Source organism: Nonomuraea sp. NPDC051941, assembly GCF_044593615.1.
The window spans coordinates 108,319-131,047 of the sequence record NZ_JBIUCF010000042.1; the positions used below are offsets into that span (position 1 = coordinate 108,319).

Consider the following 22,729-nt stretch of genomic DNA (forward strand, 5'->3'; position numbering starts at 1 on the left):
CGTCAACTCGTGGGGCGTGTGCGTTAGAGTGCGATGACAAGTGCTGGTGTGTCCCGCGTGGCGCGTATGGCTGCCCGGAGCCGGGACCTCTTCAGGCACTGTGGGGACTCGACGGGAGACACCAATGGTGGGGGTACCACTGGCTCGGCGTACCAGAAAACGGTCGCGGCCGACACGCATCGGCACCGTGCTCGAATACGCCGCCATGGGGTGGCCCGTCGTGCCGGGGGCTTATCCGCTGCGTCACGGGCCGCGCGCCTGCTCCTGTGACCGCCTCGGCTGTCCCGACCCGGGCGCCCATCCGCTCTCGCCCGCCTGGCACCTGCAGGCCACGACGGACACGGCGCTGCTGACGCGCTGGTGGCACGCCGAGCCCGAGGCCAACGTGATCCTGCCCACCGGACGCGTGTTCGACGTCTTCGACGTACCGCTCGCCATCGGCCTGTCGGCCCTCACCCGGATCGACAACGCCGGAGCACACCCGGGCCCGGTCGCCGCCAACGGCGACCGGGTTCTGTTTTATGTGGCCACGCGGGGCAATCCGGAGGACGAGGACGAGTGGTGGTCGTGCCAGCTCGACTGCGATCCCGCCACGATCGACGACACGCCGGGGCTGCGGTGGCACTGCCGCGACAGCTACGTCCTCGCGCCCCCCTCGACCCTTCCCACGGGGCAGCCCGTCTCCTGGCTCCGGCCCCCGAACGGGCAGCCGCTGCCCGACCCGCTGCGCATCCTGGAGTGGCTGGCCGACTGAGCGCGGCCCTCGTGGTGCCCGCTCCGAAGGGCGCTGTGTGTCCCGGCTAACCTGGGTCGGGTGAGCCGTACACAGAACTCCGAGGACCTGTTCGCCCGCGCCCGCCGGATCGTGCCCGGGGGTGTCAACTCGCCGGTGCGCGCGTTCGGCGCGGTCGGCGGGACGCCGCGCTTCATGGTCTCCGGCCAGGGCCCCCACATCACCGACGTCGACGGCAACCGGTACGTCGACCTGGTGTGCTCCTGGGGCCCCATGATCCTCGGGCATCGGCACCCCGCGGTCGTCGAGGCCGTGTCGGGCGCGGTGGCCCACGGGTTCTCCTACGGCACCGCCACCCCCGGCGAGGTGGAGCTGGCCGAGGAGATCGTCGCCAGGGTGGCGCCGGTCGAGAAGGTGCGGCTGGTCAGCTCGGGCACCGAGGCGACGATGAGCGCGGTGCGGCTGGCCAGGGGGTTCACCGGGCGGTCGAAGGTGATCAAGTTCGCCGGGTGCTACCACGGGCACGTCGACGCGCTGCTGGCCGCGGCCGGGTCCGGGGTGGCGACGTTCGGGCTGCCCGACACGCCGGGCGTGACCGGGGCGTCGGCGGCGGACACGATCGTGCTGCCGTACAACTCCATCGAGGCCGTCGAGGCGGCCTTCGCGGAGGCCGAGGTCGCGTGCGTGATCACGGAGGCCTGCCCGGCGAACATGGGGATCGTCCCGCCCAAGGACGGGTTCAACGCGCGCCTGCGCGAGCTGTGCACGGCCCACGGCGCGCTGCTCATCGTCGACGAGGTGCTGACGGGGTTCCGCGTCTCGCCCGCGGGCTGGTACGGCCTGGAGCCGGTGGAGGCCGACCTGATGACGTTCGGGAAGGTCATGGGCGGCGGCCTGCCCGCCGCGGCCTTCGGGGGACGGGCCGAGGTGATGGCCCTGCTCGCGCCCGAGGGGCCCGTCTACCAGGCCGGGACGCTGTCCGGTAACCCGCTGGCCTGCGCCGCCGGCCTGGCCACGCTGCGCGCCCTGGACGCCGAGGCCTACGAGCGCGTGGACGCCGCGGCCCTCGCCGTCGGCGACGCGGCCTCCGAGGCGCTGTCCGCCGCCGGGGTGCCGCACCGGCTGCAGCGGGCGGGCAACCTGTTCTCGATCTTCTTCACGGACGCCGAGGTGACGAACTTCGCCGAGGCCAAGACGCAGAACACGGCCGCGTTCACCGCGTTCTTCCACGCGATGCTCGACCAGGGCGTCTATCTGCCGCCGTCGGCGTACGAGGCCTGGTTCCTGTCGGCCTCCCACGACGAGGAGGCGCTGGGCCGCGTGGCCGAGGCGCTGCCCGCGGCGGCGAAGGCGGCTGCCGCCGTGCTCTAAGAGGTGGTGGTGGCGAGTGCGCGGCGGGGCTTCGTGCCCGCGTACAGGACGCCCGAGATGACCAGGGCCGCCGCCACCAGCTTCGGCCAGGAGATCGGCTCGCCGGTGACCAGCGCCGCCGACGACATGCCGAACACCGGCACCAGCAGCGTGTACGGCGCCACCGTGGAGGCGTCGTACCGGCGCAGGAGCCAGCCCCAGACGCCGAAGCCGCCGAGCGTTGAGACGAACGCCACGTACAGGAGCGAGAGCCAGCCCTCAGCGGCCGGGTCCAGCACCGGCCCACCCTCCAGCCAGAGCGACAGGAGCAGGAGCGGGATCGCGGAGAAGGCGCTCACCCAGACCATGAAGCGGAACGAATCGGGCGGCGCGGCCTTGCGCTGAACCACGTTGCCGAGGCCCCAGGCGGCCGCTGCGGCCAGGCAGAGGGCGAAGGCCCCGAGCGGGCCCGACACCCCGAAGTCGAGCGCGACCAGGGCCAGGCCGCCGAAGGCGACGCCCAGCCCGAGCACGCGGCGGGCGGTGAGCCGCTCCTTGAGCAGCGTCACCGCGAACAACACGGTGAAAATCGCCTGCGTCTGCAGGACGAGTGAGGTCAGTCCGGCCGGCATGCCCGCTCGCATGCCCACGAGCAGGAATCCGAACTGGCCGACCCCGATGGTGGCCGCCACCCCCGCGACCCAGCGCCACGGGACTCCCGGGCGGCCGGCGAACAGCAGGGCGGGGAACGCCGCCAGGGCGAACCTGATGCCCGCGTACAGCAGCGGCGGGAAGTGCCGCAGGCCGGCCTGCATGACCACGAAGTTGAAGCCCCACACGGCGGCGAGGCCGATGGCCAGGGCCAGGTGGCGAGGCCGCACTCAGCGAGCGGGCTTCTCGTAGCGGATGCGCTGGTCGCGAGCCTGCTCGGCCAGGACCTTGAGGTAGGACACGGAGCTCGGCTGCTGCTTCTTCGTCTTAAGGATTCTCATGCATCTATTTTCATCCGCTACACATTCAACGACAAGCGAGACTTTCTACGCTAAACCATTTAGGATGACTTACATGTTGGACTTGAACCGGCTCAAGGCCCTTCATGCGGTCCATGTCTACGGGTCGGTCGGCGCGGCCGCCGACGCGCTCATGGTCACGCCCTCGGCGGTCTCCCAGCAGATCGCCAAGCTGGAGCGCGAGACCGGCGCCAGACTCATGGAGCGCAACGGGCGCGGCGTGCGCCTCACGGACGCGGCCGGCCTCCTGGCCGAGCACGCCGAGCGCATCCTGGCCCTGGTCGAGACCGCCGAGGCGGACTTCGAGGCGCTGCGCGGCGAGGTCGTCGGCCGGCTGAACATCGCGGCCTTCCCCACCGCCGTGCGCGGCCTCATGCCCGGCGCGCTCGCCTCGCTCCGGGAGCGCCATCCCGACCTGTGGGTCCAGCTCAGCGAGCGCGAGCCGGAGCGGGTGGTGCGCGAGGTGTCCAGGGGCGAGCTGGACCTGGGGGTCATCCAGGACTGGCTCAACCGGCCCATGGCCTTGCCCGAAGGCCTGTCCAGGGCCACGCTGCTCGACGACGTGGCCGACATCGCGGTGCCCGCCGACCACCCGCTGGCCCACAGCAGGGAGCTGGAGCTCGCCCAGCTTCGCGACGACCACTGGATCAGCGGGTCTCCCGGCACCGTCTGCCACGACTGGCTCGTCTTCACCCTGCGCAACGCCTCGGTGGAGCCAGTGATCGCGTGCATGGCCGACGAGTACCCGACCCAGCTCGCGCTGGTGGCGGCCGGGCTGGGATGCGCGATCGTGCCGCGGCTCGGTCGGGACTGCGTGCCGGACGGCGTGCGGCTCGTGCCGATCATGCCGCGGCAGACGCGGCGGATCTACGCCGTGTGGCGCACGGACGCGGCGCGCCGTCCCGCGATCAGGGCCATGGTGGAGGCGCTGGCCGAGGCGAGCAGGAAGCAGGAGAACGCCTGGGCCGTCAACTGAGCCGCCGGGCCTCACGCTGCTCATAGAGGGGGAGCGGATAGGCTGGGCCACACCATGGCTGAAACCACCGTCGTCCACCTGCTGCGCCACGGCGAGGTGCACAATCCCGCCGGCGTCCTGTACGGCAGGCTCCCGGGCTACCACCTGTCCGAGACGGGAAAGCTCATGGCCGAGACGGTCGCCAAGGCCGTGGGCGGCCGTGACATCGTCGCCATCTACAGCTCCCCGCTCGAGCGCGCCCTCGAGACCGCGGCGCCCCTCGCCGAGAAGCTCGGTCTCGACGTCGTCCAGGACGAGCGCCTGATCGAGGCGGGCAACCTGCTCCAAGGCCGCCCGGTGGGCCAGGGCCTGGCGATCCTGCGCAACCCGCGCAACTACCGCTATTTCTGGAACCCGCTGCGCCCGTCCTGGGGCGAGCCGTACCCGTCGATCGTCAGGCGCATGAAGTCGGTGATCGACGACGCCAGGGCGGCCGCACGCGGGCACGAGGTGGTGCTCGTCAGCCACCAGCTCCCCATCTGGACGATCAGGTCGGCCGCCGAGGGCCGCCGGCTCTGGCACGATCCGCGGCGCAGGCAGTGCGCGCTGGCGAGCCTCACCACCCTCTCCTTCGACGGCGACCGCCTCGTCAGCATCGGCTACAGCGAGCCGGCGGGGTCGCTTCAGACCGGTCCGTCCGTTCCCGGGGCCTGATGTCCGGAGCGAGGGGGCTCGCCGGTAGAGTTGCAAGCTCTACCGGTTGTAGTACAAGGAGATCTTCCTCCGTGCGCGCCAAGTCCATCTCTCTCGTCCTCCTGGGTCTGCTGGTCGCGGGCTGCGCGGGCAACCAGGGCGGCCAGCCACAGGCCGGCGACACCCGTTTCGTCGCCGGCGACGGGAAGATGCAGGTGTTCGACGCGGCCGATCGCAAGGCCGCGCCCGCGATCCAGGGGCCGACCCTCGACGGCGCCACCGCCTCGCTGGCCGCGCACAAGGGCAAGGTCGTGGTGATCAACTTCTGGGCGTCGTGGTGCGGGCCGTGCCGGGCGGAGGCGCCGGTGCTCAAGGAGGTCGCGGCCAAGACCAAGGCCGGCGGCGTGGAGTTCATCGGCGTCGACTTCAAGGACCGCCAGGCCGACGCGCTGGCGTTCGAGCGCACCGAGAAGACCGGCTACCCGCACATCTTCGACCAGCCGGGCAAGGTGGCGCTGGCCTTCCAGGGCACGGTGCCGCCGGCGGCCATCCCGTCCACCCTGATCATCGACAAGCAGGGCAGGATCGCCGCCAGGGCGCTCGGCGCGGTCAAGTACACCGACCTGCTCAACACCGTGACCAAGGTGCGCGATGAGTGACGTCGTGGCCTCGGGCTCGCTGCTGCTCGCGGTGCCGATCGCGGTGCTGGCCGGGGTCGTGTCGTTCCTGTCGCCGTGCGTGCTGCCGCTGGTGCCGGGCTACCTGTCGTACGTGACCGGCATGAGCGCCGACCCCAAGCGGGGGCGGCTCGTGCTGGGGACGGTGCTGTTCGTGGCCGGGTTCGGGCTGGTGTTCGTGCTCAGCGGGGCGCTGTTCGGCGGGCTCGGCTCGGTCATGCTGGGCCACATCGAGGTCATCACGCGGGTGCTCGGGGTGCTGACCATCCTGCTCGGGCTCGCGTTCCTGGGGCTCGTCCCCGGGCTGATGCGCGACGTGCGCATCCACAAGGTGCCCGCCGCGGGGCTGGCCGGGGCGCCGCTGCTCGGCGTGGTGTTCGGGCTGGGGTGGACGCCGTGCATCGGGCCCACGCTGGCCGTCGTGCTGGCGCTCGGGCTCAACGAGGGCAGCGCCGCGCGTGGCGCCCTCCTGGCCGTCGCGTACGCGCTGGGCCTCGGGCTGCCGTTCGTGGGCGCGGCGCTCGCGTACAGCAGGGCCCTGCGCACGTTCCGGGCCATCCGCAAGCACTCGCGCCTGATCACCAGGATCGGCGGCGGCATGATGGTGGCCGTCGGGGTGCTGCTCGTGACCGGGCTGTGGGGAGAGATGATCGCTGCCATGCAGGGCCTCATCGGCGGATTCGTACCGGTGATCTGATGAGCGTCAAGGAGTTGGAGGAGAGGGAGCGGGCGGCGCAGCAGGCGGGGTTCGGGCTGGTCGCCTGGCTGCGGTGGGGCTGGCGCACGCTCACCTCGATGAAGACGGCGCTGATCCTGCTCTTCCTGCTCGCGCTCGCCTCGGTGCCCGGCTCGCTGGTGCCGCAGCGCGGCGTCGATCCCGACAAGGTGGCGCAGCTCTACCAGAAGAGCCCCGCGCTGGCCGAGTGGTACGACAGGTTCCAGCTCTTCGAGGTGTTCACCTCGGTCTGGTTCGCGGCGATCTACCTGCTGCTGTTCACCTCGCTGATCGGCTGCGTCCTCCCGCGCACCGCCACCTACCTGCGCGAGCTGCGCCGCAAGCCGCCTGCCGCGCCGAAGAACGTCTCCCGCCTGCCGCACTTCGCCTCTTTCGAGGGCGATCTGGAGGCCGGAAGGGCCGCCGAGCGGCTGCGCAAGCTGCGCTTCCGCGTCGTGACCGGCGACGGGTGGGTGTCGGCCGAGAAGGGCTACCTGCGCGAGACCGGAAACCTCTTCTTCCACGTCGCCCTGCTGGGGATCCTGCTCGCGGTCGGCTTCGGCTCGCTGTTCGGCTACCGCGGCAACGTCCTGGTCGTCGAGGGCGACGGGTTCGCCAACACGGTGGCCGCCTACGACCGGTTCATCCCGGGCAACCAGGTCTCGGCCGAGTCGCTGGAGCCGTTCTCCTTCCAGCTGGAGGACTTCAAGGTCGCCTACCAGGTGACGGGCGAGAAGCGGGGCCAGGCGCTCGACTACACGGCCCGCCTGAAGGTCAACGACTCGCCGGGGTCGCCCGCCCGCGAGTACGACCTCAAGGTCAACGACCCGCTGGAGATCAACGGCACGCAGACGTACCTGATCGGCAACGGCTACGCCCCCGTCTTCAAGGTCACCGACGGCAAGGGGCAGGTCGCCTTCGAGGGCCCGGTGCCGTGCCTCATCGAGGCCAAGGGCACGATGACCTCGGGATGCGTGGTCAAGGTGCCCGACGCCCAGCCGGCACAGCTCGGGTTCCTGCTGCAGTTCCTGCCCACCAGCGTGCCGCTCACGGACGGCACGTACGCCTCGGCCTTCCCCGGCTCGCTCAACCCCGAGGTGCAGCTCGTCGGGGCCTTCACCGGCGACCTGGGGCTGCGCTCCGGCCAGCCGCGGTCGGTGTACGAGCTCGCGCCGCCCGAGCTCATGAAGAAGCTCACCCCGCTGATCATGGGGAAGAGCGTGCCCAAGCCGCTCGCCGTCGGCCAGTCGATCGACCTGCCCAAGGGGGCGGGCAAGCTGGAGTTCACCGGGGTCAAGGAGTGGATCACGCTCCAGACGGCCTACGACCCCGGCCGCATGCCGGTGCTGGTCTTCGCCGCCACGGCCGTCGTCTCCATCGCGCTGTCCCTGACGATCCGCCGCCGCAGGGTGTTCGTGCGGATCGGGAACGGCGTGGTCGAGGTGGGCGGCCTGACCCGTACAGAGGGCTCCGCGGCGGGCTTCGCCGAGGAGTTCGCCGACATCGTCAAGGTTCTAGCCGCAGGAGAAAAGGATGTCCGCTGAGCAACTCGCGGAGCTGAGCGACCTTTTCGTCGTCGCCGCCGTTCTGCTCTACTTCCTCGCCATGGTCGGGTTCGCGATCGAGCTCGCCTTCGGCAGGTCCCGGCCGGACAAGGCGGCCGCCGTCGAGCGGTCCGAGGTCAAGCAGCCGGTCACGGTCGGAGCGGGTGGGGGGCCTTCAGCCGACGGCGTGGTCGCCGCCACCCCGGAGGTCAAGGAGCCGTCAGATGGGGGGCACAGGGCCGGCAAGGTGGCCCTGGTGCTCGCCTGGGTCGGCTGGGCGGCCAACTTCGCCGCCATCGCCACCCGCGGCATGTCCGTGGACCGGTGGCCGTGGGGCAACATGTACGAGTTCGTGGTGGCCATCTGCTTCGCCGCCGTGACCGCGTTCCTCGGCACCCAGATCCGCTTCAACGTGCGCTTCCTCGGCGCCTTCGTGATGATCACGGCGGCCCTCGGGCTCGGCCTGGCGGTCAAGTTCTTCTACACGGCGGCCGGTCCCGTCGTGCCCGCGCTGGACTCGTACTGGATCGCCATCCACGTCACCGCCGCCATCATCGCCAGCGGCCTGTTCACGCTGGCCGGCGTCGCCGGGGTCCTCTACCTGGTGCGCGGTGACGGGCTGTCACGTCTGCCCTCGCGGGCCGACCTGGAGCGGGTGGCGCACCGGGCGATCGTGTTCTCGTTCCCGCTGTGGACGTTCGCGGTCATCGCGGGGGCGCTCTGGGCCGACCGGGCGTGGGGCCGCTACTGGGGCTGGGACCCCAAGGAGGTCTGGTCGTTCATCACCTGGGTGGCCTACGCCGCCTACCTGCACGCCAAGGTGACGGCCGGATGGCGGGGCAGGGCCGCGACGATCGTGCAGCTGGTGGCGTTCGCCTGCCTGATGTTCAACCTGATCGGCGTCAACATCTTCATCAGCGGCCTGCACAGCTACGCCGACGTCTGATCGGCTCAGACGTCGTCGCCACGCATGCGGCGGTCGAGGTCACGCAGGAAGTCGGGGTCGTCGTCCGGCCCCTTGGGCATGCCCGGACCCGGGGGCACCGGCCACGCGGCGCGCGGGGCCCGCGGGCGGCCGCGCGCCATCCAGACCAGACCGCCGAGCACCGGGATCAGGACGACGATCAGGATCCACAGGGCTTTTGGTACGTTCCGAACCTCATCTTCCGGTGCGGTGACCACGTCGAACAGCGAGAAGAGCCAGAAGACCAGCAGCGCCAGGCCGATCAGTACACCTGCCATTCCTGAACTGTAAGCCATCCGCGACGTGATCGTGCTTCCCGATGTCCCGTTTCAGGTGACTAGGGGAAGACATGCGTCGTACCGTGGAGGCCGATGCGGCGAAGTCGCCGGACTCCACGGGCGTTGAGAGGTGCGATGGCCTTTTCTGACTCCAAGGCGTCTGGTGACAAGGGCCGGCATCGGCGCGGCCGTTGGTGGCGGCGCGGATCGTACCTCTTCTCGCGGCGCGGCGAGGCGCCCCCCGACGCGGACCGTTCCGTCTGGTTCAACGCCCGTGAGAAGCCCTTTGAGAGCCGCGCGGACGCCAAGGCACGCAAGAAGCGCGGGCGGGGGCCCGACGTGCCCAGAGGCCAGCCTGAGCGACCCGGAGAGCGCGATGGTTCGAGATGGCCGGGTAATGAGCGGGGTGAGCGGATGGCGTGGCCGGGCGACGAGGTACGACGGCCCTCCGAGACGAGCTGGGACGGGTTCTCGTTGCGCGAGCGCGGCGAGCGACTGCCGGCCGCCGTGGTCGAACGCCCCCGCTACACCTGGTACGACTTCGAGCTCGACGACCAGCCCAGAGCCCAGCCCAACCGGCCCGGCATCCCGTCCATGGGCGACGGCCTGCGCCACTGCGGCAAGCTGGAGTCCATCCTGCACCGCCAGTGGGACGCCAGGCAGGGACCGCCGTCGGCGGACGTCGTACGCGCCGTGGAGAGCCTCGCCCGCCTGCCGGAGCGGCTGAAGGAGAAGCTCGCGGCCGGGCTGGAGGGCATCTACGTCGGCCGCGGCGGCGTCCCGGACCTCGACGACATGGGCTACTTACGCGGCGCCCCGCTCCCGTCGGGCCGCGCCACCTGGGACATCTGCGCGGGCGCGTACGGCGACCGCAAGATCGTCGTGGGTGACCGCCCGTCACCGACCCCGGACGTTATGATGCACGAGGTCGGCCATGCCATCGACGACATCGACTCGGCGTACGGCGGCTGGGTCTCCGACTCCCCTGAGTTCGTCCGCCTCTACGACACGGCCATGCCGCTGCTGGCCTCGACGTTCCACCGCCAGGGCGGGGGGCTCGGCCGTAAGGAGTTCTTCGCCGATGCCTTCGCCGCCATCGCCTCCCGCCAGCGTCCGGCCCTCGTGGACATGCTCGGGGGAGACACGCGGATGGCGCTGGACATCATGCTCTTCTTCAACCGGCGCTACGGAATCTAGGTGATCGGACATGTACGTCATCCGGCTCGCGGACGGGACCCTGCGCGTGCCGCAGAGCCTGACCAGCGAAGACGGGCGTCTGATCGGGAACGCGTACGTCGAGGTGCTGCCCGGTGATCCGGACTACGACCAGTTGTTGCCGGAGGCGCTGACAGAGGAGGAGCTGGCCGAGCGCCGCAACGAGTGGGAGAAGGAGAACGACGAACTGGAGCGTGAGTTCCTGGCCTTCAAGGCGCGGCAGGAGGACGCCTGAGGCGACCAGACAGGCGCCAACCACGGTCGGCGGTTGGCGCCGCCTCATGCTGCCGGACGGAAGTGTGGCCGAAAGCACGCGAACAGTGGGGCGCGCCGGCGGTGATCCTGCCGTCGCAGGATCACCGTCTGCACGGTCAGACGCGCGGGGACTCACCTGCCGGCCTGTCGGCCGTCAAAACGTCCTCGCCACGTAGAAGGGCGTGCACTTCCGACTCGCGGAACCGCCGATGCCCTCCGGGGGTGCGGATACTGCTGATGCGGCCTGCCGCAGCCCAGCGTGTAACCGTCTTTGGGTCTACCCGGAAGAGGGCGGCAACCTCTCCTGGGGTCAGCAGACGCTCGCTGCTACTCTCCACCAATCTCTCCCCCTCGCATCCCGCTTCCTGCCAGCGGGCGGACAGGTAACCAGTGTGTCGAGCGAAGCCTGATTTATCCGTGGTTTTCTGCAAAGATCACGGGTTGTTATCAGCTGACTGCCCGATTGTTATATGATAGAGCCTCTTTGGGGCTCTCGTGGGTGTTTCTTTACGAAACTCCCTGACTGGGAACAGTAGCATCGCTCGCGTTCGATGCGAAGAGCGACCGGTCCACGGGTCCGAGTAACCTCGAACCTGTGCGTCCTGTTCTCCTTTACACACTGTCGCGGATCGGCATCTTTGCGGTCACTCTCCTGGTGCTGTGGCTGCTCGGCCTGCAAAACCCGTTCGTGCTGATCCTGGTGTCTTTCTTGATCAGCGGCATAGCGAGCTACGTCCTGCTCAGCAAGCAGCGTGATGCCGTGAGCGAACGCATCAGCAACAAGATCGACCGGCCGAAGCCGCAAGACGACTAGGGCAGGGGGAACATGCCAATCCGGGCATGGTACTCCCGTCCGAGTCTGGTCGTGTCGCTACCGACAAGTAGTCCACTGCGATGCGCGTAAAACGCCTTCACACCGATGCCGCGCTCCCGTGTGGGATTCCAACTGAGGGCCATTCCCGTAGTCGGATGAATGGCGCTGATCCCCGGACGTGAGACCGCTCCGGGGCCGGCGGAGTCACGCCCCTGCGGATTGTTCAGCCAGCGCTGATGTCCGCCGACGTAGATCGCCGCGCCCGTCACGGAAACCGCGTAGAGCGAGTCGCCTCCGGTGGCGTTCACCCAGGTCGGCCTGATGGTAGAGCCCTTCGAGTACGTCTCGAACCTGGCGGCCGTGTCGCACATCCCGCCCTTGGGGCCGCCGGTGGTGACGACCGCGAAATAGTGGCCGTCGGGTGAGAAGTCCAGGCCGCGCACGTACGAGGGGAACTCGCTCATGCACGGGCGCGCGTACGCCTCCGTCCGCCAGGGCGCGAGCCTGGCGGTGGGGCCGCTGATGTCGATGAGCCCGAGCTGCGGCCTGGACTGGCCGGCGAGCGTGGTGAACGAGCCGTCCACGGCGAGCCGGTAGCGGGTGGCGGCGATCGCGTAGACCTTCACCCTGGGCGTCAGCGATCCGCCGGGTGTGATGCCGAACGCCGGGTCGGCCGCGCCGGTCGTCACGTCGATCCTGGCCAGGGCGGTGCGCGGGCTGGTGAAGTCGCCGCCCACATAGAGCTTCGAGCCCTGCCTGGCCAGCGTGGAGACCATGCCGCCGCCGATGTGCGGCGCGAAGCCGGTCACCAGCGTGCCGTCGGAGAGCTTGAGCCTGGCCAGCGACCTGGCGGGCGAGTCGTTGACGCCGATGAACTCGCCGCCGACGTAGACGGTGCCATGGTCGCCGGCGGCCAGGCCGTACACGGGGCCGGGGACGATCGGCGCGAAGCCCGGCAGGACGCGGCCCGTGGTCAGGCTGTAGGCGAAGAGGTTGGAGCGCGGGTAGGCGGTGGTGCGGGCGGCGTCGCTCACCTCGCTGAACGAGCCGCCGACCACGACGGTGTCGCCGACGACCGTGATCGCGTTGACGATGCCGTCGAGCACGTGCGGGGTGTTGTCTACCGGGTCGGCCGAGACGACGCCGAAATGCGCCGTGGGAGCCGAGGCGATGATCGCCGCAAGGGCGACACGGGCAAGCATTCGCCAAGTTTTAGCAGACGTTCAGTAGTCTCGTGGTTACTTTCCGTTGAATGTCGTGTTCACGGCCCCGAGTACGGCCCTGGAAGGGCTCCCATAGTCTTGGCCTATGACGCGCGCTCAGTTGGACAAACAGCCGGACGAGGTCGCCGCGATGTTCGATCGCACCGCCCGGCGCTACGACCTGGTCAATGACGTGATCTCCCTCGGGCAGGTCAGGATGTGGCGCAGGGCGGTGGCCGCGACCATCGACGCGGGCCCCGGGGAGCTCGTGCTCGACCTGGGCGCCGGCACCGGCACGTCCACCGACGCGTTCACCACGCTGGGCGCGCGGGCCATCGCGTCCGACTTCTCGCTGGGCATGCTCCGCACCGGCGTACGCCGCCACGGCGGCAACGCGCTGTCGGGTGAGGGGGTGCCCTTCATCGCGGGCGACGCGCTGCGCCTGCCGTTCGCCGACGACGCGTTCGACGCGGTGACGATCTCGGTGGCGCTGCGCAACGTGCACGACACCCGGCAGGCGCTGCGGGAGATGCTGCGCGTCACCAGGCCGGGCGGCCGACTGGTGATCTTGGAGTTCTCCCACGTGACGTTCGGGCCCTTCGATCTCGTCTACCGCGAATATCTGATGAAGCTGCTGCCAAAAGTGGCCAAGGTGTTCGGCTCGAATGACGATTCCTATGAATATCTGGCTGAGTCGATCCGGGATTGGCCCGACCAGCGCACGCTGGCCCGGACCATTCAGGACGCCGGCTGGGAGCGGGTCGCCTGGCGCAATCTCACGATGGGCATCGTCGCCCTGCACAGAGGGTTCAAGGCGGCGTGAGGCCACACGCGACACACCGTTCCTCTTGGATCACAGAACAGCACCCCGACTGCCACTATGTACTGGAAAAGCAGTAGACTGCGGGCCGACAAGTTTGTGAAGGGGTTCACAAAGGAACGAAGGCAGCACACCACCCCCGAGGCCTTCGAGCGTGTAGGACAGGACAGTCCAGTGACCGTGCCAACAGCCACCCGCCGAGCGCAGGAGCTCGTCGCGAGAGAGCGACGAAGGAGCCAACGAGTGGCGAAGCGGGCGCGACCATGAGCACAGTTGACGCTGACGTCATCGTCGTCGGCGCAGGTCCCGCCGGTTCCGCGACCGCCTGGTACCTCGCTCAGGCCGGACTCGACGTGCTGCTCCTGGAGAAGACCAGGTTCCCCCGCGAGAAGGTCTGCGGCGACGGCCTGACGCCGCGGGCGGTCAAGCAGCTGCTCAATATGGACGTCGACGTCGACGCTCCCGGCTGGGTCAGGAACAAGGGGCTGCGCGTCGTCGGCGGCGGCCTCCGCTTCGACCTCGACTGGCCCCAGCTCGAGCGCTTCCCGGACTTCGGCCTCGTACGCACCCGCCAGGACTTCGACCAGATCGTCGCCGCCAACGCCGTCAAGAACGGCGTGCGCCTGATGGAGGGCGTGACCGTCACGGGGCCCGTCCTCGACGACCGCAGCGGCCACATCGTCGGCGTGACGACCAAGGACGGCCGCGAGTACCGCAGCCGCGTGGTGGTGGCCGCCGACGGCAACAGCACCCGGCTGGCCCTGGGGATGGGGCTGCACAAGCGCGAGGACCGCCCGATGGGCGTGGCGGTGCGGACGTACTTCGAGAGCCCGCGCCACGACGACGACTACCTCGAGATCTGGCTGGAGCTGTGGGCGCAGGAGAAGCTGCTGCCCGGCTACGGCTGGATCTTCGGCGTCGGCGACGGCACCGCCAACGTGGGCCTCGGGCTGCTCAACACCAGCGCGCAGTTCAAGAACATCGACTACCGGGACCTGCTGCGGACCTGGTGCAAGGCCATGCCTCCCGAGTGGGAGTTCACCGAGGAGAACATGACGGCCCCCATCCGCGGCGCCGCGCTCCCCATGGCCTTCAACCGGCAGCCGCACTACACGCGCGGCCTGGTGCTCGTGGGCGACTCGGGCGGGTCGATCAACCCGTTCAACGGCGAGGGCATCGCCTACGCCATGGAAACCGGTGAGATCGCCGCGGAGGTCATCGCCAAGGCCCTCAGGGGCACGACCCCCGCGGACCGGGAACGCGCTCTGAGGACCTATCCTCAAGTGCTGAAGGACGCCTACGGCGGATACTTCACCCTGGGCAGGCTGTTCGTCGAGCTCATCGGAAAGCCGGGCGTGATGAGCTTCGGCACCAGGCACGGTCTCCCTCACCCGAGGCTGATGCGCTTCGCCATCAAACTCCTTGGTAATCTCACCGACCGGCGAGGCGATGCGTCAGACATGATCATTAACGCTCTCTCGAAGGTCGCCCCACCAGCATGAATCTCAGAACTGACAGATCCGGCTGCGCGCCCGCGCGCGCGGCGACTCCGGAGGAGGCGTAGCGATGGACCTTTACGTGCCCATCCTGGTGCTCGCCGTTCTCGCGGGGGGCTTCGCGATCTTCTCGGTCGCCATCGCTCCCTTCACCGGCCCCAAGCGCTGGAACCGCGCCAAGCTTGACGCCTATGAATGCGGCATCGAGCCGACGCCCCAGCCCGTCGGTGGCGGACGGTTCCCGCTCAAGTACATGGTCACCGCGATGCTCTTCATCGTGTTCGACATCGAGATCATCTTCCTCTACCCATGGGCGGTCTCGTTCGCGCCGCAGACGAACGACGCCGGCCAGGTGCTCAGCTCCGGTCTGGGGCTGTTCGCGCTCGTGGAGATGGTGCTGTTCATCGTCACCGTGCTCGTCGCCTATGCGTACGTGTGGCGCCGCAAGGGTCTGGACTGGGACTGAAAATGGGACTTGAAGAGAAACTCCCCAGCGGGTTCATCCTCAGCACGGTCGAGGCGGCCGCCGGATGGGCGCGCAAGAACTCCGTGTGGCCCGCCACATTCGGCCTCGCCTGCTGTGCCATCGAGCTGATGGCCACCGGCGGCCCCCACTACGACCTGGCGCGCTTCGGCATGGAGCGCGCTTCGGCGTCTCCTCGCCAGGCCGACCTCATGATCGTCGCCGGCCGCGTCTCGCAGAAGATGGCGCCCGTGCTGCGGCAGATCTACGACCAGATGGCCGAGCCGAAGTGGGTCATCTCCATGGGCGTGTGCGCCTCCAGCGGCGGCATGTTCAACAACTACGCGATCGTGCAGGGCGTCGACCACGTCGTGCCCGTCGACATCTACCTGCCGGGCTGCCCGCCGCGGCCCGAGATGCTGATCGACGCGATCGTGAAGCTGCACGACAAGATCCAGAACATGAAGTTCGGCGCCCACCGCGCCAAGCAGATCGAGGAGCTCGAGCTGCAGGCGCTGCGGCCGCTGCCGCTGATCGACCAGGGAGCCTCGAAGTGACCTCGCCCGACAACCTCCCCGGTAGCCCGGAAAGCGGTGAGACCCCCGAGGCCGCGGTTCCCGCCATCCCCGAGGCGCCCATCGCCCGGCACGGCATGTTCGGCACCCAGGACTCCGGCGACACCTCCGGCTACGGCGGCCTCGTCGTGCGCCGGGCGCCGCAGCTGTCGACGCCCCGCCCGTACGGCGGCTACTTCGACGAGGTCGTGGACGGCCTGGCGCTCGACGACGCCATCGAGCGCGTGGTCGTCGACCGCGGCGAGCTGACCCTGCACGTCAAGCGGGACCGGCTGGTCGAGGTCTGCCAGAAGCTGCGCGACGACCCGGCCCTGCGCTTCGAGCTCTCGCTGGGCGTCACCGGCGTGCACTACCCGCACCTGACGGGCGAGGAGCTGCACGCGGTCATCCACCTGTGCTCGATCACCTACAACCGCCGCGTACGCGTCGAGGCCAGCGCTCCCGACTCCGACCCGCACATTCCATCGACCGTGGGCGTTTACCCTGGTCACGACTGGCATGAGCGTGAGGCGTACGACTTCTTCGGGATCATCTTCGACGGTCACCCCGCGCTCACCCGGATCATGATGCCGGACGACTGGGACGGCCACCCTCAGCGCAAGGACTACCCGCTCGGCGGCATCCCGGTCGAATACCGCGGCGCCACCATCCCCGCGCCCGACCAGAGGAGGAGCTACTCGTGAGCACCGCTTATGACGAGGCGACCGAGGGCAAGGTCTATTCGGTCAACGGCGGCGACTGGGACGAGGTCGTCACCGGAGCGCGCGACACCGAAGAAGAGCGCCTGGTCGTCAACATGGGCCCGCAGCACCCGTCCACGCACGGCGTGCTCCGCCTGGTCCTGACCCTCGACGGCGAGACGGTGACCGAGGCGCGCAGCGTCATCGGCTACCTGCACACCGGCATCGAGAAGAACATGGAATACCGGACGTGGACCCAGGGGACCACGTTCGTGACCCGCATGGACTACCTCTCGCCGATCTTCAACGAGACCGCCTACTGCCTGGGCGTGGAGAAGCTGCTCGGCATCGAGGACCGCATCCCGGACCGGGCGCAGGCCATCCGCGTGATGATGATGGAGCTCAACCGGATCTCCTCGCACCTGGTCGCGATGGGCACGTTCGGCATGGAGCTGGGCGCGACCACGCCGTTCCTCTTCGGCTATCGCGACCGCGAAATGATCATGGATCTCTTCGAGTACATCACCGGTCTGCGCATGAACCACGCCTACATCAGGCCGGGCGGCGTGAGCGTCGACCTGCCCGCGGGCGCGGTCGACAAGGTCGGTGAGTTCCTCAAGGAGATGCCCAAGCGGATCAAGGACATCCGCAAGCTCCTCGACGCCAACCCGGTCTACGTGCGGCGCACCAAGGACGTGGCGTACCTCGACCTGACCGGCTGCATGGCCCTGGGCATCACCGGCCCGATCATGCGCGCCGCCGGGCTCCCGTGGGACCTGCGCAAGTCGCAGCCCTACTGCGGCTACGAGACGTACGAGTTCGACGTCGCCACCGAGCGTGGCTGTGACGTCTACTCGCGCTACCTCGTGCGCATGAAGGAGATGGAAGAGTCCCTCAAGATCATTGAGCAGGCGCTCGACCGGATCGCCGGCCCGCTCAAGGGCGACCCGGTGATGATCGAGGACAAGAAGATCGGCTGGCCCGCGCAGCTCGCGCTCGGCCCCGACGGGTTCGGCAACTCGCCCGACCACATCGCCCACATCATGGGCTCCTCGATGGAAGCGCTCATCCACCACTTCAAGCTGGTGACCGAGGGCTTCCGGGTGCCGGCCGGGCAGGCGTACGCCAGCATCGAGTCGCCCAAGGGCGAGCTCGGCGCCCACGTGGTCAGCGACGGCGGCACCCGCCCCTACCGCGTGCACTTCCGCGAGCCGTCCTTCTGCAACCTGCAGGGTTTCCCCGCGATGGCAGAGGGCGGCCAGGTCGCCGACGTGATCGCCGCGGTGGCTTCTATCGACCCCGTCATGGGAGGTGTGGACAGGTGAGCGAGCTCCGCGAGCGACCAATTGGACACAGCACGTCTCAAGTCATGAGCGCGCCGGAGGCGCGGTCATGACTTACTCACCGGAGATCCGGGAGCGTCTGGAGCGAGACGCCAAGGAGATCATCGGGCGTTACCCGAAGACGCGCTCCGCACTGCTGCCGCTGCTTCACCTCGTGCAGTCGGAGGACGGCTACGTCTCCGACGACGGGCAGGAGTTCTGCGCGGAGATGCTGGGCGTCAGCAAGGCCGAGGTCACCGGCGTCGCGACCTTCTACACGATGTACAAGCGCAAGCCCGCCGGCGACTACCACGTCGGCGTGTGCATCAACGCGCTGTGCGCGGTCATGGGCGGCGACCAGATCTGGGACGAGCTGTCCGAGCACGTCGGCGTCGGCCACGAGGAGACGACCGCAGACGGCAAGATCTCGCTGGAGCGCCTCGAGTGCAACGCGGCCTGCGACTTCGCCCCCGTCATGATGGTCAACTGGGAGTTCTTCGACAACCAGACCCCCGAGTCGGCCAAGCAGCTCGTCGACGACCTGCGTGACGGCAAGGACGTGCGGCCGACCCGCGGCCCGAAGAAGCTCTGCAGCTTCAAGGACGCCTCGCGCGTGCTCGCCGGCCTGCCCGACGACCTGGCGGGCGACGGCCCGTCGGCCGCCGGCGCCTCGCTGGAGGGCCTGAAGGTCGCCAAGGCCAACGGATGGAAGGCCCCCGAGGCATGAGCACGACTTTGACACCGGTCCTGACCGCGAACTGGGACCAGCCCAACTCCTTCACCATCGACGTCTACGGCGAGTACGAGGCGGCGAAGAAGGCGCTGGCCATGGACCCCGACGCCGTGATCCAGGCGGTCAAGGACTCGGGCCTGCGCGGCCGCGGCGGCGCGGGCTTCCCCACCGGCATGAAGTGGGGCTTCATCCCGCAGGGCGACGGCAAGCCGCACTATCTCGTCGTCAACGCCGACGAGTCGGAGCCGGGCACCTGCAAGGACATCCCGCTGATGATGGCCAACCCGCACTCGCTGGTCGAGGGCATCATCATCACGGCCTACGCGATCCGGGCCAACCACGCCTTCATCTACGTGCGCGGCGAGGTGCTCCACGTGATCCGGCGGCTGCACGCGGCCGTGCGGGAGGCGTACGAGAAGGGCTACCTCGGCACCGACATCCTCGGCTCCGGCTACGACCTCGAGCTGGTCGTGCACAGCGGCGCCGGCGCGTACATCTGCGGCGAGGAGACGGCGCTGCTCGACTCGCTGGAGGGCTTCAGAGGTCAACCGCGACTCAAGCCCCCGTTCCCCGCCGTGGCGGGCCTGTACGCCTCGCCGACTGTCGTGAACAACGTCGAGTCGATCGCCAGTGTTCCCTCGATCATCGGCAACGGCGCCGACTGGTTCGCCGGGATGGGCACCGAGAAGTCCAAGGGCTTCGGCATCTTCTCGCTGAGCGGCCACGTCACCAGGCCCGGCCAGTACGAGGCGCCGCTCGGCATCACGCTGCGCGAGCTCCTCGACATGGCGGGCGGCATCAGGGCCGGTCACCAGATCAAGTTCTGGACCCCGGGCGGCTCCTCCACGCCGATCTTCACCGACGAGCACCTCGACGTGCCGCTCGACTTCGAGGCGGTCGGCGCCAAGGGCTCCATGCTCGGCACCCGCGCCCTGCAGATCTTCGACGAGACCACCTGCGTGGTCCGCACGGTGCTGCGCTGGACCGAGTTCTACGCCCACGAGTCCTGCGGCAAGTGCACGCCCTGCCGCGAGGGCACGTACTGGCTCAAGCAGGTGCTCAAGCGCCTGGAGAAGGGCCAGGGCACCGAAGAGGACCTGACCACGATCACCGACATCGCGGACAACATCCTGGGCCGCTCGTTCTGCGCCCTGGGCGACGGTGCGACCAGCCCGATCCACTCCTCCGTGAAGTACTTCCGCGACGAGTACCTCAAGCACTTCGAGATCGGCGGCTGTCCGTTCGACCCGAAGAAGTCCACTCTCTGGGGTGAGCAGTGACAGTCGTAGAGACCGAGACGAACCTGGTGACCCTGACCATCGACGGGTTCCAGGTCAGCGTGCCCAAGGGCACCTTGATCATCAGGGCCGCCGAGCTCCTGGGCATCCAGATCCCCAGGTTCTGCGACCACCCGCTGCTCGACCCGGCGGCCAACTGCCGCCAGTGCCTGGTCGACATCCCCGACGCGGGCAACGGCCGCGGCTTCCCCAAGCCGCAGCCGTCGTGCGCGATCGAGGTCGCCGAGGGCATGGTCGTGCAGACGCAGCTCACCTCGCCGGTCGCCGAGAAGGCGCAGCGCGGGGCCATGGAGCTGCTGCTCATGAACCACCCGCTCGACTGCCCGGTCTGCGACAAGGGCGGCGAGTGCCCCCTGCAGAACCAGGCCATGTCCAACGGCCAGGGCGAGTCCCGGTTCCAGGAGCAGAAGCGGACCTTCCCCAAGCCGCTGCCGCTGTCCACGCAGGTGCTGCTCGACCGCGAGCGCTGCGTCCAGTGCGCTCGGTGCATCCGCTTCTCCGACCAGATCGCCGGTGACCCGCTCATCGAGTTCTTCGAGCGCGGGGCCAAGGAGCAGGTGCGCACCGCCGAGGGCAAGCCGTTCAACTCCTACTTCTCCGGCAACACGGTGCAGATCTGCCCGGTCGGCGCGCTGACCGGCGCCGCCTACCGGTTCCGGGCCCGCCCGTTCGACCTGGTCTCCACGTCGAGCGCGTGCGAGCACTGCGCCGCCGGCTGCGCCCAGCGCACCGACCACCGGCGCGGCCGGGTCACCCGCCGCCTGGCGGGCAACGACCCGCAGGTCAACGAGGAGTGGAACTGCGACAAGGGCCGCTGGGCCTTCACCTACGCCCAGCAGCCCGACCGGCTGAAGACGCCGCTGGTCCGCAACGAGGAGGGCGTGCTCGTGCCCGCCTCGTGGCCGGAGGCGCTGGCGGTGGCCGCCGAGGGCCTGGCCAAGGCCCGCGGCAAGGCCGGCGTGCTGGTCGGCGGCCGGGTCACGGTCGAGGACTCGTACGCGTACGCCAAGTTCGCCCGCCTGGCCCTGGGCGGCAACGACATCGACTTCCGCGCCCGGCCGCACTCCGCCGAGGAGGCGCAGTTCCTGGCCCACGCGGTGGCCGGCAAGGGCATCGAGGTCAGCTACACCGACCTCGAGAAGGCCCCCCACGTGCTGCTCGTCGGGTTCGAGCCCGAGGAGGAGTCGCCGATCGTCTTCCTGCGCCTGCGCAAGGCGTGGCAGAAGAAGGGCCTCAAGGTCACCTCGATCGCCCCGTTCGCCTCGCCCGGCCTGGTCAAGATGGGCGGCACGCTCATCCGCACCGCGCCCGGCACCGAGGCCGACGCGATCGGCGACCTGGTCGGCACGCTGGCCGAGGGCACGATCGTGTTCGCCGGCGAGCGCCTGGCCACCGTGCCCGGCGCCCTGTCCGCCGTGGTGCGGCTCGCCAACGCCTCCGGCGCCAGGCTCGCCTGGGTGCCGCGCAGGGCGGGCGAGCGTGGCGCGGTCGAGGCCGGCGCGCTGCCCAACCTGCTGCCGATCGGCCGTCCGGTCGACGACGAGACCGCCAGGGCCGAGGTCGCCAGGGCGTGGAACGTGGCCTCGCTGCCCGCCACCCCCGGCCGCGACACGACCGGCATCCTGGAGGCCGCCCGCGCCGGTGAGCTGGACGCGCTGGTCGTGGCCGGCGTCGACCCCTACGACCTGGCCGACCCGGCGGCGGCGCTCGACGCGCTCGAGCACACGCCGTTCATCGTCAGCCTGGAGATCCGCGCCAGCGCCGTCACCGACCGCGCCGACGTGGTCCTGCCCGTCGCCGCGGTTCAGGAGAAGGGCGGCACGTTCGTCAACTGGGAGGGCAGGGGCCGCTCGTTCGAGGCGCCGCTGAAGGTGCCCGGCCTGCAGAGCGACCTGGCCGTGATCGGCAACCTGGCCGACCGGATGGACGTCCACCTGGGCCTGCCGGACGCCAAGGCCGCCAGGCGGGAGCTGTCCGGCCTGGGCGCCTGGCGCGGCAGCCGCGTCACCGCCCCGCACACCGCCACCCGCGCCCAGGTCGCCCCGGCGGCCGGCGAGGCGCTGCTGGCGACCTGGCACCTGCTGCTCGACGAGGGCAGGCTGCAGGACGGCGAGCCGTACCTGGCGGGCACCGCCCGCGCCGCCGAGGCGCTGGTCTCCGAGAGCACGGCAGCCGAGCTCGGGGTCGCGGACGGCGACAAGCTCGTCGTCGGCGACAGCGTCACCCTGCCCGTGCGCGTCGCCGACCTGCCGGACCGGGTCGTCTGGGTGCCTGCGAACTCCGGCGGCTGCTCGGTCACCCGTGACCTGCACGCGGTGGCCGGCGACATCGTCACCATCGGGAGCGCCTCATGACCCACGTTCTCGCGGCCGATCCCACCCTCGCCGACTTCGGCAAGGACCCGCTGTGGATCACCATCATCAAGGCCGTGATGCTGTTCGCCTTCCTGATGCTGGGCATCCTGTTCGGCGTCTGGTTCGAGCGCAAGCTGATCTCCAGGATGCAGAACAGGTACGGCCCCAACCGGGCCGGAAAGTTCGGCCTCCTGCAGTCGGTGGCCGACGGCCTGAAGATGGGCCTGAAGGAGGACCTCTTCCCGCGGACCGTGGACAAGGTGCTCTACCTGCTGGCCCCGGTCATCATGGTGGTCCCGGCGTTCCTGGCCTTCTCGATCGTGCCGTTCGCGCCGATGGTCAACCTGTTCGGCGTGCAGACGCCGCTGCAGATGGTGGACCTGCCGGTGGCCGTGCTGTTCATGCTCGCCATGGGCGCGGTGTCGGTCTACGGCGTGGTGCTGGCCGGATGGTCGTCGCGTTCGCCGTACGCGCTGCTGGGCGGTCTTCGGTCGGCGGCGCAGGTGGTCTCGTACGAGATCGCCATGGGCCTGTCGTTCGTGGCCATCTTCCTGTTCGCCGGGACGCTGTCCACCTCGGAGAT

The 22,729-nt window shown here is 69.6% G+C and carries 25 protein-coding genes; 21 read left to right on the forward strand and 4 right to left on the reverse strand.

From position 1 onward, the window contains the following. Positions 1–124 precede the first annotated feature (124 nt). The gene (locus tag ACIHFD_RS48940) at positions 125–754 is read left to right on the forward strand and encodes a bifunctional DNA primase/polymerase (protein WP_364253611.1); all 630 of its coding nucleotides are present in this window, start codon (positions 125–127) and stop codon (positions 752–754) included. A 60-nt stretch (positions 755–814) separates the two neighbouring features. Beyond that, positions 815–2,104: a glutamate-1-semialdehyde 2,1-aminomutase gene (gene hemL, locus ACIHFD_RS48945; protein ID WP_397372717.1), complete on the forward strand. Its 1,290-nt coding sequence runs from the start codon at positions 815–817 to the stop codon at positions 2,102–2,104. Here the strand turns inward: hemL and ACIHFD_RS48950 are convergent. Continuing rightward, entirely contained in the window at positions 2,101–2,964 is an 864-nt protein-coding gene (locus tag ACIHFD_RS48950; RefSeq protein WP_397372718.1) for an EamA family transporter, read from the reverse strand. The two genes, hemL and ACIHFD_RS48950, sit on opposite strands and share 4 nt — an antisense overlap. A gap of 184 nt (positions 2,965–3,148) precedes the next feature. Here ACIHFD_RS48950 and ACIHFD_RS48955 point away from each other — a divergent pair, with 184 nt between their 5' ends. From ACIHFD_RS48955 to ccsB, 6 genes are all read left to right on the forward strand, one after another. Continuing rightward, positions 3,149–4,069 (forward strand): LysR family transcriptional regulator, encoded by a 921-nt coding sequence (locus ACIHFD_RS48955; RefSeq protein ID WP_397372719.1) that lies wholly within the window; start codon positions 3,149–3,151, stop codon positions 4,067–4,069. A 54-nt stretch (positions 4,070–4,123) separates the two neighbouring features. Next, positions 4,124–4,762 carry a histidine phosphatase family protein gene (locus tag ACIHFD_RS48960; protein WP_363976749.1) on the forward strand — a complete coding sequence of 213 codons (639 nt, stop codon included), beginning with the start codon at positions 4,124–4,126 and terminating at the stop codon, positions 4,760–4,762. Positions 4,763–4,833: 71 nt separating this feature from the next. Next, positions 4,834–5,400 (forward strand): TlpA disulfide reductase family protein, encoded by a 567-nt coding sequence (locus ACIHFD_RS48965; RefSeq protein WP_350739812.1) that lies wholly within the window; start codon positions 4,834–4,836, stop codon positions 5,398–5,400. Next, entirely contained in the window at positions 5,393–6,115 is a 723-nt protein-coding gene (locus ACIHFD_RS48970) for a cytochrome c biogenesis CcdA family protein (RefSeq protein WP_397372720.1), read from the forward strand. The genes ACIHFD_RS48965 and ACIHFD_RS48970 overlap by 8 nt, the downstream gene beginning before the upstream one ends. Continuing rightward, the gene (locus tag ACIHFD_RS48975; protein WP_397372721.1) at positions 6,115–7,677 is read left to right on the forward strand and encodes a cytochrome c biogenesis protein ResB; all 1,563 of its coding nucleotides are present in this window, start codon (positions 6,115–6,117) and stop codon (positions 7,675–7,677) included. Before ACIHFD_RS48970 ends, ACIHFD_RS48975 begins: the two co-directional genes overlap by 1 nt. Continuing rightward, entirely contained in the window at positions 7,667–8,623 is a 957-nt protein-coding gene (gene ccsB, locus ACIHFD_RS48980) for a c-type cytochrome biogenesis protein CcsB (RefSeq protein WP_397372722.1), read from the forward strand. The genes ACIHFD_RS48975 and ccsB overlap by 11 nt, the downstream gene beginning before the upstream one ends. Positions 8,624–8,628: 5 nt before the next feature. Here the strand turns inward: ccsB and ACIHFD_RS48985 are convergent, their stop codons facing one another. Then, positions 8,629–8,919 (reverse strand): PLD nuclease N-terminal domain-containing protein, encoded by a 291-nt coding sequence (locus tag ACIHFD_RS48985; RefSeq protein WP_185069979.1) that lies wholly within the window; start codon positions 8,917–8,919, stop codon positions 8,629–8,631. A gap of 414 nt (positions 8,920–9,333) precedes the next feature. Between ACIHFD_RS48985 and ACIHFD_RS48990 the strand changes: the two genes are divergently transcribed. Together ACIHFD_RS48990 and ACIHFD_RS48995 are read left to right on the forward strand one after the other, a co-directional pair. After that, a complete protein-coding gene (locus ACIHFD_RS48990) occupies positions 9,334–10,116 on the forward strand; it encodes a hypothetical protein (protein ID WP_225963881.1) in 783 nt (260 codons plus the stop codon). Between the two features lie 10 nt (positions 10,117–10,126). Then, the gene (locus tag ACIHFD_RS48995; protein WP_350739826.1) at positions 10,127–10,369 is read left to right on the forward strand and encodes a hypothetical protein; all 243 of its coding nucleotides are present in this window, start codon (positions 10,127–10,129) and stop codon (positions 10,367–10,369) included. A gap of 136 nt (positions 10,370–10,505) precedes the next feature. On the opposite strand, the gene ACIHFD_RS49000 is transcribed toward ACIHFD_RS48995, so the two are convergent. After that, on the reverse strand, positions 10,506–10,727 hold the full coding sequence (locus ACIHFD_RS49000; RefSeq protein ID WP_026214226.1) for a BldC family transcriptional regulator: 222 nt from the start codon (positions 10,725–10,727) through the stop codon (positions 10,506–10,508). A 257-nt stretch (positions 10,728–10,984) separates the two neighbouring features. Here ACIHFD_RS49000 and ACIHFD_RS49005 point away from each other — a divergent pair, with 257 nt between their 5' ends. Next, the gene (locus ACIHFD_RS49005; protein ID WP_397372723.1) at positions 10,985–11,203 is read left to right on the forward strand and encodes a DUF4229 domain-containing protein; all 219 of its coding nucleotides are present in this window, start codon (positions 10,985–10,987) and stop codon (positions 11,201–11,203) included. Here ACIHFD_RS49005 and ACIHFD_RS49010 read toward each other — a convergent pair. Next, positions 11,200–12,405, reverse strand: a complete 1,206-nt coding sequence (locus tag ACIHFD_RS49010; RefSeq protein WP_397372724.1) for a hypothetical protein — start codon at positions 12,403–12,405, stop codon at positions 11,200–11,202. The two genes, ACIHFD_RS49005 and ACIHFD_RS49010, sit on opposite strands and share 4 nt — an antisense overlap. Before the next feature lie 106 nt (positions 12,406–12,511). Between ACIHFD_RS49010 and ACIHFD_RS49015 the strand changes: the two genes are divergently transcribed. The 10 genes from ACIHFD_RS49015 to ACIHFD_RS49060 form a co-directional block, all read left to right on the forward strand. Then, positions 12,512–13,228, forward strand: a complete 717-nt coding sequence (locus ACIHFD_RS49015; protein ID WP_397372725.1) for a demethylmenaquinone methyltransferase — start codon at positions 12,512–12,514, stop codon at positions 13,226–13,228. 260 nt (positions 13,229–13,488) lie between these two features. Then, positions 13,489–14,727: a geranylgeranyl reductase family protein gene (locus ACIHFD_RS49020; protein ID WP_355210271.1), complete on the forward strand. Its 1,239-nt coding sequence runs from the start codon at positions 13,489–13,491 to the stop codon at positions 14,725–14,727. Between the two features lie 64 nt (positions 14,728–14,791). Next, positions 14,792–15,187: an NADH-quinone oxidoreductase subunit A gene (locus ACIHFD_RS49025; RefSeq protein WP_185069986.1), complete on the forward strand. Its 396-nt coding sequence runs from the start codon at positions 14,792–14,794 to the stop codon at positions 15,185–15,187. Between the two features lie 2 nt (positions 15,188–15,189). After that, positions 15,190–15,741 carry an NADH-quinone oxidoreductase subunit B family protein gene (locus tag ACIHFD_RS49030; protein ID WP_185069987.1) on the forward strand — a complete coding sequence of 184 codons (552 nt, stop codon included), beginning with the start codon at positions 15,190–15,192 and terminating at the stop codon, positions 15,739–15,741. Continuing rightward, on the forward strand, positions 15,738–16,442 hold the full coding sequence (locus ACIHFD_RS49035; RefSeq protein ID WP_397372726.1) for an NADH-quinone oxidoreductase subunit C: 705 nt from the start codon (positions 15,738–15,740) through the stop codon (positions 16,440–16,442). Before ACIHFD_RS49030 ends, ACIHFD_RS49035 begins: the two co-directional genes overlap by 4 nt. Next, positions 16,439–17,764, forward strand: coding sequence for an NADH-quinone oxidoreductase subunit D (locus tag ACIHFD_RS49040; RefSeq protein WP_350739839.1), 1,326 nt, complete (start codon positions 16,439–16,441; stop codon positions 17,762–17,764). The genes ACIHFD_RS49035 and ACIHFD_RS49040 overlap by 4 nt, the downstream gene beginning before the upstream one ends. Then, a complete protein-coding gene (gene nuoE, locus ACIHFD_RS49045) occupies positions 17,751–18,488 on the forward strand; it encodes an NADH-quinone oxidoreductase subunit NuoE (protein WP_397372727.1) in 738 nt (245 codons plus the stop codon). The genes ACIHFD_RS49040 and nuoE overlap by 14 nt, the downstream gene beginning before the upstream one ends. Then, the gene (gene nuoF / locus ACIHFD_RS49050; RefSeq protein ID WP_350739844.1) at positions 18,485–19,774 is read left to right on the forward strand and encodes an NADH-quinone oxidoreductase subunit NuoF; all 1,290 of its coding nucleotides are present in this window, start codon (positions 18,485–18,487) and stop codon (positions 19,772–19,774) included. Before nuoE ends, nuoF begins: the two co-directional genes overlap by 4 nt. Next, the gene (locus ACIHFD_RS49055; RefSeq protein ID WP_397372728.1) at positions 19,771–22,146 is read left to right on the forward strand and encodes an NADH-quinone oxidoreductase subunit G; all 2,376 of its coding nucleotides are present in this window, start codon (positions 19,771–19,773) and stop codon (positions 22,144–22,146) included. Before nuoF ends, ACIHFD_RS49055 begins: the two co-directional genes overlap by 4 nt. Continuing rightward, positions 22,143–22,729 (forward strand): NADH-quinone oxidoreductase subunit H (locus ACIHFD_RS49060; RefSeq protein WP_397372729.1); only part of this gene is annotated, 587 nt, incomplete at its 3' end. The genes ACIHFD_RS49055 and ACIHFD_RS49060, both read left to right, overlap by 4 nt.